This window comes from Hyphomicrobium sp. 01T421 (assembly GCF_056398805.1).
The window spans coordinates 237,683-252,716 of the sequence record NZ_JBFTQC010000001.1 but is presented as its reverse complement, the minus strand read 5'-3'; the positions used below and the strand labels follow the sequence as shown (position 1 = coordinate 252,716).

Sequence of the window (15,034 nt, the reverse complement as noted above, 5' to 3'; positions counted from 1 at the left end):
AGGTTAAATAGCTCAGTTGGCTTTCGCCGTGCTGGCCGATGCGTTCGCAGCTTGATTGTCGAGCTTGAAGAACGTGTCGACGCGCATACCGGTGAAGAGCGGCGGATGATCGTCGAGGGAGACCATCACTTCGACGACTTCGACGTCGTTCGGCCGGCGCGGACCGCGGCTTGCGATGCGCGGGGCTGCCAACGACTGCGAGATCGACGTAACGGTGCCTTCGAACGTCTTATCCGGGAAGGCATCGGCCTTCACGACGACGCGCTGGCCCACATGAACTCTTGCGGCATCGCGCTCTTCGACTTCTGCGCGAAGGCGAAGGCTCGACATGTCGCCAAAGATGACGACGGAGCTCTCGGGCGAGGGTACGGCGGTTTCGCCGACGCGTGCCAAAACATTCAGAACGGTGCCGTCGGCGGGGGCGCGGATGCGCGTACGCTCGAGGGCGAGTTCGGCAGAGGTCAGATCGGAACGGGCGAGAGCCAGCGATGATTCCAGACGCTGCTGCAGCGGCATGTTTGCCTGAGCATTGACCTGCGCGAGCTTCGCCTTCGCAGCCGTCAACGCGTCTTCCTTGGCAACCAGGTCCTTACGGGCCTTGTCGACTGCTTCGGCATTGCCCTTATCGGTTTTCGAGGCGCGGAATGCTGCGTCGAAAGCCTCATGGGCCGCGAAAACGCCACGCTGCGCTTTAGAGACCGCGTCCTCGGCGTTGCGCCGATCGAGTGCCGGACCGGTCGCCGCTTCCTCACCGCGTTCACGTTCGCGAACGCTCGCTTCGGCGGATGCGGCGGCAATCTTGTTGTAATAGTCTGCGTCCTCGAGACGGATCAGCAGGTCGCCGGCCTTCACCTGGTCGTTCGTGTTCGCCAGGACTTCGGCAATCTTGCCGCCGACTTCGCTCGCTATACGGACTTCACCATCCTTCGGCTCGACACGCGCGGTGGCGGATGCCGCCCATTGCGCAGCCGGAGCCGTGGTGTCGGCATGTGCCGAGCCCGCCACGCTGGAGAAAAGCGTTTCGCTCTTCGTCAGAGAATTAAATGCAAAGCCACCTGACAGCGCTATGGCGCCAGCAACCACAATGGCTGCGACGGTGGGATCAATCTTCTTAAGCATGCAGCTTTCGCCTCTTCGTCAAATCCGTGATTTCGGGGGCATCTATGCCTTCCGGCCGGCGCTCTTCGCCGACGATTCTGCCGTCTTCGATGCGTATGACGCGATCGGCGTAACCCAAGGTTCGCGGGTCGTGCGTTACGGCAAGCACGCTGCGATGTTGTTCCTTGGCGATGCGAGATAGGAGTGCCATCACCGCGTGGCCGTTCTCGCTGTCCAGAGCGGCGGTCGGCTCGTCAGCGAGCACGATCGACGGTGAACTTGCGATGGCGCGGGCAACGGCAACGCGCTGCTGTTCGCCGCCTGAGAGGTTGCGGGGATAGTTGGTCAGCCGATGGCCGAGACCCACTTCACGCAAAACCTCTTCCGAGCGGCTCGTGGCAGCGAAGCCCTTGATGCCCCTGACGTCGAGCGCAATGCGAACGTTTTCGATGGCGTTCAGCGTCGGGAACAGATTGTAGGACTGGAAGATGAAACCGAGGTGCTCGCGTCGCACCTTGGCCAGATCTTCGGCGGAGAGACCGTCGATCACCTTATCCGCGATGCGGAGGGATCCCGATGTCGGTTTCATGATGCCGCCGAGGATCGACAGAAGCGTTGTCTTTCCGGACCCCGAGGGGCCCATCAGGAGTGTCAGCTCGCCGGGAACCAGTTCCAGCGATACGCCTTTGACGGCGACCACCAGGCCAGCACCTGAGCCAAGCTCCTTGACGATATTGTCCGCCTGCATGACGGGAGTCGTTGTCATCGCGCAAACACCGTAGCCGGATCTATCTTCGTGACCTTGACGATGGCCGAAAGCGCCGAGATCGCGCACATAAAGAGTGTCAGTGCGAAAAGCCAGAATGCCAATCCCGGCGTCATCACCAGCGGCAACGACGAATTCCTACTGAGGTAGAGTATTAATAAGGCGATTATCATGCCGAGCACGTAACCCATGATCGCGCTTAGCCCGGCCTGAGCCAAGATCACCTTATAGATATAGCCTCTCGACGATCCGAGCGCGCGGAGCGTGGCAAATTCGTGAATATGGTCTTTCGTGCTCGAATACAGAGTCTGCGCGACAATCACCGTGCCGACGAGACTTCCGAGGATAGCGCCGCCAATGAGGGCCAAGCCCGCACCCGTGCGGAACAGCCACTGCTTGAGGCTGCGGCTTTCGAATTCATCCTTGGTCAAGACGTCAGCTGAATCGAGGCGCTTCCCGAGATCTTTCTGAACTTCCGTGATGTTCGCTCCCGGGGCAAGCTTCACGAGGAGGAACGTCGACTTGTCATCATCGGCGCCGAGCAATTGACGAGCACGGTTAAGAGTCGTGTAGGCATAGGGCGATTGGGTGAAGGAGCGGATACCTTCCGTCAGCGCGCGGATCTTGACGCGGCCGCCAGCCGCCTGCGCGGTGTCACCGATGCCGTTGACGCCAAGTTCGCTCAAATAGGTGCTATCGACGGCGATGGCGTCAGGCGCTTTGATGTCCTCGACCGAGCCTTGAATGAGGCCCCACGGAAGAAGGCCCTGATCGTCGGCATCGGCGCCAACGAGGACCACCCGCGAGGAACCGCCCTCAGGCTTCCGCCATTCTGCGAAGGCGACGACGAGAGGCACGACGCTTTCAACGCCGGGCGTTGCCAGGGCTTGGTGGCGTTCACGATCGCCCAAAAGAAGGCCGCCGTCCTCGAAGCTTTTGGCGCCGAAGGTCGTTACGATGAGGTCGGCGTTGGAGCGGGCAATGTTGGCCGTGATCATCCGGCTCGACCCGAGGTACAAACCGAGTTGCACGGCCACAAGAACGATGGAGAAAAGAATACCGATAAGCGTAACCGCCAAGCGAACGCGATCGTGCAACAAGTTACGAAGCGCGAGAGTAAAAACCATGTATCTGCCGGATCTCTCAGAATGTTTCTATTGGGGCCTTAGGGCCTGCAACAGGCGCGAGCTCCGCATTAATACCGGCGCGCCTCATGCAGGGTCATATAGCTCTATTGTCTCGTCGCGACCACAGTGAAACGCGAAAACGGTCCGCGTCACGTTCCGCCTCGAACCATGCCGCCGGGGTTAATTTCCGACGTAAAAGGCTTTCTCCTAAAGCCTTAGCAAGGGTTTAACAAATAAGTTCCAATGTTTTGCCGCTTTCAGGGCATAGGAGTACTGAAGTTGAAATTCCATCTGCGGTTTATTGTCATGCGTAATTTAAACATTGCGAATTGTTCAGGCGTTGCTCTGGTTGCCGCAGCCTGTTTATTCGGTTTCGCCATCCGACCTACTGCGGCGGCCGCCGATCCCAAAGAAGTCGGCGTCTGGTACGACGACACCGGCAAGGGTGCGGTCAAGATCGAGATCTGCACTCCGACGACGCTTTGCGGAAAGATCTATTGGCTCGAAGAGCCCATGGCTGCCGACGGGCAACCCAAGATCGACAGATACAATCCCGATGCTTCGCAGCGTGCGCGTCCGATCTGCGGCTTGCCGGTTCTGGGCAATCTCGAGCAGCTGTCGAGCGGTGGTTTCGACAACGGCTGGGTTTACGATCCGAAGGAAGGCAAATCCTATGACGTCGCCTTGGATCTCATCGACGGCGATACCCTCAAGGTGACCGGCTACAAGGGAATGCGTTTTCTAGGCAAATCGTTCATCTGGACGCGTGCGCCAGCGGATTTGCCGTCGTGCGCTCCGGATGCCGCAGCCGCGCCGACCCAAGTGAAGCCGGGCGATGCGAAAAAGCAGGCGACGGGCGCCACGAAGAAGACGACCAAGTCCGCATCAGACGCCTCCAAATTTGGAGGCGCCAACGTCGCGACTGCGCCACATAAGAAAAAGGCTGCCGTAAAAGAGGCGGCTACTCAGCCGCCCCCAGCTGCTTCGAATTAGTCGAAGCCGGTTTCTGAACCACGACCTTGTCGGCCTGGCGGGCCAACAGGCGATCAACGAATTCCGTTGTCCGCTCAACGACATAGCCACGTTGACGGTCAAGCGTCACCAAGTGGTAGCTGTCGTCGAGAACTGAAACTTCAACCATGCCGCCGAGCTGGCGCTGGAGTGCCATCGTATTCTTGATGTCGCTCTGGTCGTCGTGGCGGGGGTGGAAGATCAGCGTGTGCAGCTTCACGAGCGGCAGCATCGGCCGGACGTTGCGCACGAGGCAGAAGAATTCRTAGACGGTGCCGCCACCACGCTCGGTGATRTCGGCCGGCATGTTATCGGTGCCACGCATCGAATCGAGAGCGAAATTGCGAACGCGCTCATCCTTGATGCCGTAGGGCGCCGGTGTGCGGAATTTGAAAAGGCGCGCGGTCCACTTGTCGGTGACGAGGTGGAAAAGCTTGATGGCCTTCGGGATCGCCCAGCCGTTGACTGCAAGCGTCGGCGCATAAAGCATCACGCCGCAGGCTTGGTCTTGACGGTAGGCCGCGAGGCGCAGAGCCAAGATAGAGCCAGCCGAAGCGCCGCCGATGATGATGTTGTCACATACGCTGCGCAAATGATCGAACGCGTCCGAGACCGATTTGTACCAGTCCTGCCACGTCGAAAGGCCGGAGACGTCGGTACCGAACGTCAGCCCGGGGACGACCGGACAATAGACCGTCATTCCCTTGCGGGAGAGCGCGTGCGCAACGGCTTTCATCTCAAGCGGCGAACCGCCGAGAGAATGGATCAACAAAACCCCCGACTTCCCACCGGGAATGTAAACGCTTCCGCGAGGAGGCTGAAATTTTTCTTGGTTTTTCATTACCTACGTTGAACTCGTTATTACCCTGTGGAACGCTAATTACGACGCAGCAGCTTCAGATGCCAACGCAACTTTGTCGCGTCGCCGCAGATTTGAGCTTTTTTGCATATACCCGCAGTTGAGATTTGTGTTGTGAAGGTATTACGAAGTTGCTGAAAACACCATAGGTTTTGACGTCAGGTTACTGACGATTGGTTAAGGTGGACTTCATGCCGCGCCGCGGTTTGCCGCTCGAAGTTGCTGCGTTGCAACATGCAATTACGCCTTTTTGACAATCACTTTGATTCATTTCGGTTCCTCGGGATCAGAGGCTCGTCCCAGATCGCGTTTTTGGCGCGAAAATAGGAAATGGGGTCCGCGCCGCGCGATTATCGACCAACCCAAAGCTTCTAGACACTGTTCCCGCGGAAACGATGCTTTATACTTAAACTGGCGTTACCGGCCGCGTCCCGCGGAAGCCCACCGGTAGGACCTGCCGGGGACTGAGTTGAAGTGACTGTTTCCTTGCGCCTGCCCGTTTCGCTGCTGACAGCCACGGCTTTGGTGTTGTGTCAGCTGCCTCTGCCCACCGCCGTTGCAGACCCGATCAGCCGTGCGGACTATGAAGCCTGTCAGGCAAAGGACGATGGGGCTTTGAAGGCCGCCGTCGTCGCCATCGCGACAGACGCCATCTCGAACGGCACAAAATCCATCGACTACAAGGCGTTAGTCGCTGATCAATGGCGGCAAAGGAATCTCGACCAGATCATCGACAGCCGCGTCGATATCGCAGTCGCGGAGATAACGAACGAGACGAGCTGGTCGGACCGGCTCCAGTCCCTCGCCAATAGCGAAAAGTCGCAGCAGCTCGCCACGATGGTCGCCGAGCGCGTGTACCGTTCGGATGCGGTCAAGGCCGGCATCGAGGATTTGGCGTCCGGCGTCGCCGCGGAAGTCGGCAAGTCCATCGAGTTCGCAAGCTCGGACGCAACGGGCCCGCTGCTCGATTGCCTCAGAGCCTATGTCGCCCCGCGCTACGGAAGCGCCGTCGCGGACGCCCTTGCGAGCGACGCGAGCAAAGGTGTCGTGGTCGATCCGAACAAAGGATCGGGCGGCGTCGGGGCTGGTGCGGTGCTGAAGGAGACGAGCGGCGGACTTGCCGGCGCAACGATCCTGATCGTACGGCGACAGCTCGCAAATCTCGCCGAGCGTGTCGGGCAGCGCATCGTCGGCAGCGTTCTTTCGCGACTCGTGTCGGTCGTGGCGGGCGGCGTCGGCCTGGTCCTGATCGCCAAAGACCTCTGGGACTTCCGCAACGGCGTGTTGCCGATCATCGCCACCGAAATGAAAGCTCCGGCGACAAAGGACAAGGTTCGCGAAGAACTTGCCAATACTCTCCAAGAGCAGATGAACGAACACGTGGCGGCGATCGCGAACGCCGCAGCCGAAAACGTCATCAACGTTTGGCAGACGTTCCGGCGGGCGCACGCGCTCGTGCTCCGGATCGCGGACGAGAACGGTGAATTCCGGAAATTCCTCGACGGCGTGAAGCCCGACGCCTTGCCGCGGCTCGATGAGGTGGTGTCGATCCTCGTCGCTTCGGAAGGCGAGCCGTCGATCCTGCAGCGTCTTCAGGACGGTTCGCTCAACAGCGCTGTGCACCTGATGCCCGACAAGGGCCTCGAGATCGCGCGCGACCTGAAATCGGTCGGGGCCGGCCTCGACTGGACGGCACTTGCCGGCGATCAGCTCGGGCGCGTGACCGAATATGAGTTGCATAAGCGGATGTCGCCGAAGGACCTCACCCGGGCTTCGCTCGACCGCATTCTCGCCCTCAACGACCGGATAGCGATCATCCGGATCGGGAGCGTGCCTCCGGCTGCGCGCGAGATGCTGTTCACGCTCAACTCGAGCGATCTGGACAGCCTGCTCCGGTCACTTTCGGAAGACGAGCTTCGGGCGCTGGCGGGGTACCTCTCAGGATTGAAGCCGGGCCCGCGTGAGAAGGTTTTGCGGGCCGTCTCGGCTGATCCCGCCAAAATGCAAATCCTCGCCTCGCGACATGTTCGCGAACGCATATTAGCAAGCAACGATCAGGGCGCCGCGGCCGACATGATGCTCGCGCCATCGTCAGGCTATTCCACCAAGGTGCTGGGAGATGATCTGAAGCTCGTCTGGGATGGCCGTGTCGCGCCGCTGTTGCTCTGGGATAAGCATCCGCAAGCGGTTGCGGGCGCGGGCCTCGCCGGCTTTATCCTGCTCGCCTGGTTCGCCCGGCTGTTCCGTCCGAGGCGAATGCCGGGTGGCGGTGCCCCGGCGGGCCGCGCCTAGGCAAATCGGCACCGCTCGAAGCTATCCACATGCAATCGCCGGAGGCTGGTCTCAAGGCGCTGCGGCGCCTGCTATAAAGATTCGCGATTGTGAACCCATGAGACCAAGGGGGGCGGACACATGCGCGTTCGATTTAGAGCCGAGGAGGGAGTGCACGACATGGGATTGAAGGCGCCGGGTATTGTAACTTTTATGCTTTCAGTGATCCTTACGGTGATCGTTTTGATGTCGAAATTCTTCGGTGCAGAGATCCCTTGGCTCACCGGAAACGAATCCTGGGCGATGCTCGGCTCGTACGCGATCCTTATGCTCGGTTGCATGGTCCGAGGGATGTAAGCGCACGCCGAATTCGATCATCGTTCACTGAAGGTTTGAAGCAATTTTTCTTCTTTCTGAGACCGTCCGTTCACGATGTGCGCAGGTGTCGCGCGGCATCCGGCGGACTAGAGCGACGTCATGCTGCTGATTATCGCTCAAGGCATGACGAAAGAGATTCCTCAAGTCTTTGCACGGCGCGCGCGGCTTTCATCGAAAGCCATCGTGACCGCTGTTGCATTGACGCTTGCGGCTCTCGCGGCGATCGCCGTTGCTTCTCATCACGAGACGAAGAATTCCGTGAAGACGGTAAGCCCCGTCTCGCAATGGCCCGTCGATAACGGAACCGACAAGGGATCAGTCCTGGTGCCTGTGGTCGCCCGATAGGCGAGGCACAAGAGGCTCGGCGCGAACAAGACCACGCACCGAGTTTCCGAGGTAGATCGCGCGTGCCGAGTTGATATCCTCAATCCTCAGCGGGGCCTCGACGGCTCTCCCCTCATCGATAAGAGCTGCCCGAAGCGTTCCGGGCAGAAGACCCGCCGCGAGGCGTGGCGTTAAGAGCCTGCCATCCCTTTCGATGAAGATCGTGGTGCGGCTGCCTTCCGTGAGCTCGCCGTTCTCGTTGAGGTAGATCACTTCATCGGCGCCGAGCGTATCGGAATAGTGTTTCCATTCCCGGTCATAGAGCTCTCGACGCGTTGTCTTGTGGTAGAGAAACAGATCGCCACTGTTCAAGCGCGTGTCGGAGATGACGTAGCGCATGACGGCGTCGGCTGCGGTTTCCGGCTGCGGAGTTGCGGTCACTGAGGTTGCCCCATCCTCATCAAGAAGGAGCCTTACGCGCAGCCGGTTATCGGGCTGCTCTGCGATCGCCGCATCGATTGCGTCGCGCACTTTCGTTGCGTCGTAGGCAAATCCGAAATAAGCCGCCGATGCCGCGAGCCGTGCGAGGTGATAGCCCCTGAGCCACACGCCGTCGTCCGGCACGTAGACCATCGTTTCGATCAGTTCGAAGCGCCGAACGGGATCGGTCAGAAACTTCATCTTGAGCAGGCACTCGGCATATTCTTTCGGCCCGTCGGAATCGGCGACGATGCCCGAGCCTATGCCCATTTCGCCGGCGCCCTTGCGATCGATAACGGCCGTGCGGATCACGACGTTGAATTGCGCCGAACCGTCCGGCGAGAAACTTCCTATGGCTCCGCAATAGACGCCGCGAGCTTCGGTTTCGAGTTCGCGGATCAGCTCCATTGCCCTGATCTTCGGAGCGCCGGTGATGGAACCCGGCGGAAAGATAGCCTTCAGAATGTCCGTGATGCCGACGCCGTCCCTTAGATGTGCGCGAACGCCCGATGTCATCTGATGAAGGGTCTTGAATGTCTCGATCGTGAAGAGATCCGTTACGCTTACCGATCCGAGGTCGGCGATGCGGCCCAAGTCATTGCGCATCAAATCGACGATCATCAAATTTTCGGCGCGGTTTTTGACGTCGGTCGAAAGTCCGTGGCGCACCTCGGCTTCGCCTTCGGGCGTGCCGGCGCGCGGCGCGGTTCCCTTCATCGGCCGAGTTTCAATGAGGCGATCATGGAGATCGATGAAGAGTTCCGGCGACGCGGAGAGGATCGTTACATCACCGGTATCGACGAGGCCCGCATAAGCGACGCGCTGTTTCAGGCGGAGGTCGCGGTAGAGGGCGAGCGGCGAGCCTTCGAGATTGAACTTTGCTTTGAACGTGAGGTTGAGCTGGTAAATGTCGCCGCTGCGGATGTTCTTTTGAACTTCCTCGAAACGCTTCAAGTACGAGACGCTGTCCCAGCTATGAGCCAGTTCGCCCAGCGTCGGATTGCCGATTGCCTCTTGCGTCAGCCATCCCTGGACCTCGGCGCCTGTCATTTCGCGGGGGGCGGTGTATAGGCCGAACCAAAGGAAGGGCACCTTGCACCGCGCCGGCAGAAGATGCGTCAGCCTCGGTTCAAGCAGGTATCCGAGCTCGTAAGAGAAAAACCCTGCCGCGTGCAGGCCTCGGGCAATGCCGGCCTGGAGCGCCGCCAGCGCCGCTTCGACGTCTTCCGGAGCGTCGGCGCGAATGATCTCGACCGGCTTCTCGAAGAGCTTCGATACGGCTTCGAGGCTTGTGCTGTTGTCGAGCAGCACGAAGCCTTCGGCGAGGGTCGGCGTGGGCCTGACCGATCCTTCAGAGCCGATATTGGACGGGGCCGAAGCGGGGATCCCTGCGCTTTTTGAGGAAGAGGAATTCATAGGGCGCTTCTAGCCCGGCCGTCGTGGGATTACCACACCGTCGTCACCGGCAAATCTGCGCGATTTCGCCGTCATGCCTTAGCCGCCGACCTCCACTCGCCCCCCGCCTCAGCTAGCCGGATGGCTCTTGTCTGCCGGGCCACTTCCGAAATAGGTTTTGGCGCGCTCGCGGATCGTCTGGAACACGACATACAGCATCGGGATTATGAAAATCCCGATGAGGCTCGCGGCGAGCATGCCCGCGAAGACAGGCGTTCCCACGTCTCGTCTGCTGATCATCGCCGCCCCAGTCGCGATGACGAGCGGAAGCAGGCCAAGGATGAATGCGATGGACGTCATAATGACGGCGCGAAACCGCATCTCGGAGCCGAGTATGGCCGCTTCGTGAATTGAAAGACCCTCATCCCGGCGCTCCTTCGCGAATTCGACGATCAGGATGCCGTTCTTCGCGGCGAGCGCAATGAGAACGACGAGCCCGATTTGCGCGTAGATGTCGAGCGACAGCCCTGCGAGCTTTATTCCAACATAGGAGCCCAACACGCCAACGGTAACCGAAAGGAGAACCGGAATCGGGATCATCCAGCTTTCGTAGAGCCCGACGAGGAAGAGGAACGCGAACAGGACCGCGAGGCCTAGGATGATGCTGGTCTGCCCTTGCGATTCATGTTCCTGGTAAGCGGTCCCGGTCCATTCAAATCCATAGCCGGGCGGGAGCGTCTTCGCTGAAATGTCCGTCATCGCTTGCAGCGCGGTCCCCGAAGAGACGCCGGGCGCCGGCGAGCCATTGATCGTTATCGAGCGATAGTTGTTGTAGCGGGCGATCGTCTGCGGCCCGAGGACTGTCGATATGGTTGCGACGGAGCGCAGTGGCACCATCTGGCCGGTGTTGTTGCGAACGTAGACTTTCCAAATTGCATCTATCTTGCTGCGATCGGCTGCCTCGCCCTGAAGGTTGACCTGCCACGTGCGTCCATAAAGATTGAAATCGTTGATGTAGGTGCCGCCGAGGGTCGATTGGAGGGCCGCGAAAATATTGGCGATCTCCAAACCCAAAGCCTGCGCCTTCGCGCGATCGATATCCAGGTAGATCGAGGGATTGGACGCGGTGAACGTCGAGAATACGCGCCGCAAATCCGGGTTCTGATTTGCAGCGGCGATCAACCCCTGCATGACGCTGCCCATTGCCTCGGGACTAGTCCCTTCGAGATTCTCAAGCTGATATTGGAAACCACCGGTCGTCGACAGGCCGACGATGGGCGGCACATTGAACGCCGAGATTTGCGCGGTGCTGATCCGTTGCACGGCTTCCGTCACCTTGGCGATCAAGGCCTGAGCGGAATCCCCCGGGGCCGTGCGTTCTGCAAAGGGCTTCAGACGGGCAACCATAAAGGCGGAATTCGGCTGCGCGCCGCTGTCCAGGATGGAGAAGCCAATGATTGCGATCATATCTTTGATCTGGGGCATTTCCCTCAAGACATCTTCGACCTGCTCGACGACGCCGGTCGTGCGATTGACGGATGCGCCATCCGGCAACTGAACCGAAATGAAGAACGCGCCTTGGTCCTCCTCGGGGATGAATCCGGTCGGCGTGATTTTCGACATCAGCAAGATTCCGACACCACACGCGATGATGGTTACGACGCCCAGGAAGGACACGCGGACCAACCGCCGGACGATCAATCCATATCCGGCCCGCACGCGGTCAATCCACCTGAGAACGTATCCCATCACGCCGCGCTTCTCCTGAGGCCGGAGAAACAGCGCGCAAAGCGCGGGTGAAAGCGTCAGAGCGTTCAATGCAGAAATCAGCATTGCTGCCGAAATCGTTACTGCGAACTGACGAAAGAGTTCTCCCGTCAGGCCTGGAATGAAGGCGATGGGAACGAACACCGAAAGCAGCACGAGCGTGATGGCGATCACCGGCCCCGTGATCTGCCGCATCGCTTTTTTTGTTGCTTCAACGGGCGAGATCTCCGGCTCCTCTTCCATCACGCGTTCAACGTTTTCAACGACCACGATTGCATCGTCGATGACGATGCCGATTGCCAACACCAGCGCGAGAAGCGAGACGGTGTTGGCTGAATAGCCCATCGCAATCATGACGGCGAACGCGCCGATCAGGCTGACTGGAATGGCGACCGCCGGAATGATCGTTGCGCGCAGACTTCCGAGAAAGAGGTATACGACGAGGATAACCAAAACGAAGCCTTCGAAAATCGTGCGAATGACTTCATGGATCGTATCGCCGACGAACGTCGAGCTATCATAGACGATGCGCGATTTAAGCCCTTCGGGGAATCTCGTGGATAGCTCATCCAGAGCTTTGGCGACGCTCGCCGACGTCCTCACCGCGTTGGCGCCGGGAGAGAGATAGATGGCAATCGAAACCGCTGGCTTGCCGTTCAAGCGGCTGTGGGTGTCGAGGCTCTGAGCGCCCATCTCCGTTCGGGCGACGTCGCGTACGCGGAGCAACGAGCCATCGGGATTTGAACGAATGACGATATTGCCAAACTGCTCTGGCGTCTGGAGCCTTCCCTGCGTCTGCAGGTTCATCTGAAACTGCTGATCCGGCAAGGCGGGCTGTGCGCCGATACGTCCAATCGGCGCTTGCACGTTTTGCGCCTGAACGGCCGCAACGACATCGGACGGTTGAAGGCCCAGGTTGGTGAGGCGTTGCGCGTTGAACCAAATGCGCATCGAGTATTTTTGCGCGCCGGAGAGGCTCGCCTGTCCGACGCCATCGATGCGGGACAAGCGATCGATTACATTGATCGTCGCGTAATTGGTTATGAATAGCGGATCTTGCTTGCCGTTATCGGAGTAAAGAAAAATGTACTGCAAGATTGCCGACGATCGTTTTTGTGTCGTGATGCCCTGGTGTTGGACTTCTTGGGGAAGTCTCGAAAGAGCTGCCTGCACACGATTGTTGACGTTGACCGTATCGATGTCGGGGTCGGTTCCCAGCTCGAACGACACGGTGAGACCGTAGCTGCCGTCGTTGGCGCTGTTCGACTTCATATAGAGCATCTTGTCGACGCCGATCACCTGGGCATCAAGCGGCTGGGCGACGGAGGATTCGACGACGGCGGCCGAGGCGCCCGGATATGTCGTCGAAACTTGGACCTGAGGCGGGACAAGGTTTGGAAACTGCTCGACTGGAATCTGCGAAAGCGCGAGCAGACCGGCGATCGCAATAATAAGAGCAATGACAATCGCTAAGCGGGGCCGATCAATGAAGATGGCTGAGAACATTATTATTGACCGTCGGATTTGGTCGGGTCGGGACCGGCCGGTTGCGGCACCACTTTGATATCCGGCCGGACTCGCTGGATTCCTTCTGTAACGACCCTTTCGCCTTCACTCAGTCCGGCCGACACCATCGCCAAGGCCGGCGTCGACTGACCGAGTTGAATCCGGCGTTGCGTTACCACGTCGTCCGGGCTGATCACGTACACATAGTCGCCCTGCTGGTCCGCCAGGACGGCAGACCGCGGGATCGCCAGCGCGATGATAGGCTCGACCCCTTCGATGAGTGCAGTGATGAATTCTCCGTCGAGGAGCGGGCGGACCGTCATTTCTCCCGGCTTCGCGGGCTTTGCGAGCGGATTGGTAATTTCGCCTCGCACCAGGACCGTATCGGTGCTGGTCGCGACCGTGGGATCGACGAAGTCGAGCTTGCCCTTCTGAGGATAAAGCGAGCCGTCGGGCAGGCGGACGCGCAGAACGACCGCTTTGAGGCCGCCTTTCGGCAAGTACATTTTTCGCAGTTCCATGAGCGTCGGAGCGGGCACCGGAAAGACGACGTACATCGGATCCTGGCTCACGATCTTCGTGAGCGTTCCGGAATTCGGTCCGACGATGTTGCCGACGTTGACGGCCGTACGGCCAATCTTGCCATCGATCGGCGCGGTGATCGTCGTGTAGCCGAGATTGATTTCTGCGGTCTTGAGCTGCGCCTCGGCGCCGAGAATTTGAGCTTCATAGGCGTGCTGCTGCGCGATTGCGCTGTCGACACTCGCTTGCTGGCCGGCCGGTCCGGACAGCAAGGACTTGGCGCGCCCCGTAGTCAGCACGGCGTTGCGAAGCAGCGCCTTATATTGATTTACGGCCGCTTGTGCGTTTTGAACGAGCGCCTCAAAAGGCGGGCGTTCGAGGCGATAAAGCACRTCACCTTTTCTTACCTCGGTCCCTTCGACGAAGGTCGTCTCTTCCAGCTGTGCCGTGACGCGGGCGACAATATTGACCGTGTTCACCGCTTCGATGCGGCCGATGAACTCCTCCACCTGCGTGACGGGCTTCTTTTCGGCAATCGTATATCCGACGACTGGCGGACCGGTCGGCATTTGCGCAGGGAGGGGGGTTGCAAAAAATGCGATAGCGAACGTGGCGGCTAGCGAATGAACAGGGCCGCGGGGCATATTCGCATGTGCTAGTGTCATAGCCTTCCCTGCGGCGGCAGAAGTTCGGGCTCAAGCACTAACGCTTGGGATGGAGAACTTAGCTCTTAGCCACAATGGGAGGTTAGGAAACTCAATTCCGTCTTAAGCGGAAAGCTTGCATTTCATTATGTGATATCGCCGCGCGCAATTGATCAGTTCGCAGATCTCTTGCCATGCGCGCGTGCGAAATGGTCTCTCGCCGCAGGTTTGCGAAGCACTCAGTGCGGTCGTTAGGACTCGCTTCGTATGGTCAATGACGTATGGGCCGCACGGGCCTCACAGGGCGAGACGGCGCCCGCCATACCGAATAGCCGTGCGCCAAAAGACCGATGCCCCAGCCGAGAAACACCCAGTAGAACCAGATCGTTTGGGGGTTCATGAAATTTATGATTGCAAGGATCACATTGACGATGACGTAGGCCGTCAGGTGAATCCTGAAGCCTTGGTTCTGCAGCAGTCTGTTCATTTCGGTCTCCGACCGTTAAATTCAGTGCTGTGTTTATCGGTTTTTCTCGGCTCGCGCTCAAAATTCTATTCTTAATCGGCCGTTCGCCGTACCGGAACTGCTGCTTTCGTAAAGACGTTCAGTCAGATGACGCCTAATCTGCCGGACGTCGGCTGGTGGCGGGCGCTTGGAGAACCTCAATGAGTAACGAGAAGCCGAAGGCTCAGGTGGACAAAGAGCTGAATGAAGCTTTGAAGGAAACCTTCCCCGGTAGTGATCCGATCGCGGTCGATCGCAAGGAGGACGAACCGGTACGACCGATCGATCGCAGGCCGCCCCTTATCGATAAAGATCTCGTCGAGAAGCTGTCCGAAAAAGCAAAATCCGAACAATCCAAATCGAAATAGTCCGAACTGATTG

The 15,034-nt window shown here is 59.1% G+C and carries 13 protein-coding genes; 5 read left to right on the top strand and 8 right to left on the bottom strand.

What is annotated here, in order from left to right; genetic code table 11:
* Nucleotides 1-12: 12 nt before the first annotated feature.
* The 3 genes from AC1DK3_RS01230 to AC1DK3_RS01220 are packed head-to-tail and all read right to left on the bottom strand — an operon-like array spanning nucleotide 13 to nucleotide 2,991.
* The gene (locus AC1DK3_RS01230; RefSeq protein ID WP_477190486.1) at nucleotides 13-1,119 is read right to left on the bottom strand and encodes an HlyD family secretion protein; all 1,107 of its coding nucleotides are present in this window, start codon (nucleotides 1,117-1,119) and stop codon (nucleotides 13-15) included.
* On the bottom strand, nucleotides 1,112-1,864 hold the full coding sequence (locus AC1DK3_RS01225) for an ABC transporter ATP-binding protein (RefSeq protein ID WP_477190485.1): 753 nt from the start codon (nucleotides 1,862-1,864) through the stop codon (nucleotides 1,112-1,114). The genes AC1DK3_RS01230 and AC1DK3_RS01225 overlap by 8 nt, the downstream gene beginning before the upstream one ends.
* Entirely contained in the window at nucleotides 1,861-2,991 is a 1,131-nt protein-coding gene (locus AC1DK3_RS01220) for an ABC transporter permease (protein ID WP_477190484.1), read from the bottom strand. Before AC1DK3_RS01220 ends, AC1DK3_RS01225 begins: the two co-directional genes overlap by 4 nt.
* Before the next feature lie 306 nt (nucleotides 2,992-3,297).
* Here AC1DK3_RS01220 and AC1DK3_RS01215 point away from each other — a divergent pair, with 306 nt between their 5' ends.
* The gene (locus AC1DK3_RS01215; RefSeq protein ID WP_477190483.1) at nucleotides 3,298-3,984 is read left to right on the top strand and encodes a DUF2147 domain-containing protein; all 687 of its coding nucleotides are present in this window, start codon (nucleotides 3,298-3,300) and stop codon (nucleotides 3,982-3,984) included.
* Here AC1DK3_RS01215 and AC1DK3_RS01210 read toward each other — a convergent pair.
* Nucleotides 3,953-4,771: an alpha/beta hydrolase gene (locus AC1DK3_RS01210; protein WP_477190482.1), complete on the bottom strand. Its 819-nt coding sequence runs from the start codon at nucleotides 4,769-4,771 to the stop codon at nucleotides 3,953-3,955. The two genes, AC1DK3_RS01215 and AC1DK3_RS01210, sit on opposite strands and share 32 nt — an antisense overlap.
* 564 nt (nucleotides 4,772-5,335) lie before the next feature.
* Here AC1DK3_RS01210 and AC1DK3_RS01205 point away from each other — a divergent pair.
* The 3 genes from AC1DK3_RS01205 to AC1DK3_RS01195 all read left to right on the top strand — a co-directional run bounded on the left by AC1DK3_RS01205 (nucleotide 5,336) and on the right by AC1DK3_RS01195 (nucleotide 7,855).
* A complete protein-coding gene (locus tag AC1DK3_RS01205) occupies nucleotides 5,336-7,153 on the top strand; it encodes a hypothetical protein (RefSeq protein WP_477190481.1) in 1,818 nt (605 codons plus the stop codon).
* Nucleotides 7,154-7,273: 120 nt separating this feature from the next.
* Complete coding sequence (locus AC1DK3_RS01200) at nucleotides 7,274-7,489, top strand: hypothetical protein (protein ID WP_477190480.1); 216 nt, start codon at nucleotides 7,274-7,276, stop codon at nucleotides 7,487-7,489.
* Nucleotides 7,490-7,609: 120 nt separating this feature from the next.
* Nucleotides 7,610-7,855 carry a hypothetical protein gene (locus AC1DK3_RS01195; protein ID WP_477190479.1) on the top strand — a complete coding sequence of 82 codons (246 nt, stop codon included), beginning with the start codon at nucleotides 7,610-7,612 and terminating at the stop codon, nucleotides 7,853-7,855.
* Here the strand turns inward: AC1DK3_RS01195 and pabB are convergent.
* The 4 genes from pabB to AC1DK3_RS01175 all read right to left on the bottom strand — a co-directional run bounded on the left by pabB (nucleotide 7,826) and on the right by AC1DK3_RS01175 (nucleotide 14,635).
* Nucleotides 7,826-9,730, bottom strand: coding sequence for an aminodeoxychorismate synthase component I (gene pabB, locus AC1DK3_RS01190; RefSeq protein WP_477190478.1), 1,905 nt, complete (start codon nucleotides 9,728-9,730; stop codon nucleotides 7,826-7,828). The two genes, AC1DK3_RS01195 and pabB, sit on opposite strands and share 30 nt — an antisense overlap.
* 108 nt (nucleotides 9,731-9,838) lie before the next feature.
* Complete coding sequence (locus tag AC1DK3_RS01185) at nucleotides 9,839-12,982, bottom strand: efflux RND transporter permease subunit (RefSeq protein ID WP_477190477.1); 3,144 nt, start codon at nucleotides 12,980-12,982, stop codon at nucleotides 9,839-9,841.
* A 2-nt stretch (nucleotides 12,983-12,984) separates the two neighbouring features.
* Nucleotides 12,985-14,169, bottom strand: coding sequence for an efflux RND transporter periplasmic adaptor subunit (locus tag AC1DK3_RS01180; RefSeq protein WP_477190476.1), 1,185 nt, complete (start codon nucleotides 14,167-14,169; stop codon nucleotides 12,985-12,987).
* Between the two features lie 250 nt (nucleotides 14,170-14,419).
* Nucleotides 14,420-14,635: a 2TM domain-containing protein gene (locus tag AC1DK3_RS01175; protein ID WP_477190475.1), complete on the bottom strand. Its 216-nt coding sequence runs from the start codon at nucleotides 14,633-14,635 to the stop codon at nucleotides 14,420-14,422.
* A gap of 179 nt (nucleotides 14,636-14,814) precedes the next feature.
* On the opposite strand from AC1DK3_RS01175, the gene AC1DK3_RS01170 reads away from it, so the two are divergent.
* Nucleotides 14,815-15,021, top strand: coding sequence for a hypothetical protein (locus AC1DK3_RS01170; RefSeq protein ID WP_477190474.1), 207 nt, complete (start codon nucleotides 14,815-14,817; stop codon nucleotides 15,019-15,021).
* The last annotated feature ends 13 nt before the right edge of the window (nucleotides 15,022-15,034 follow it).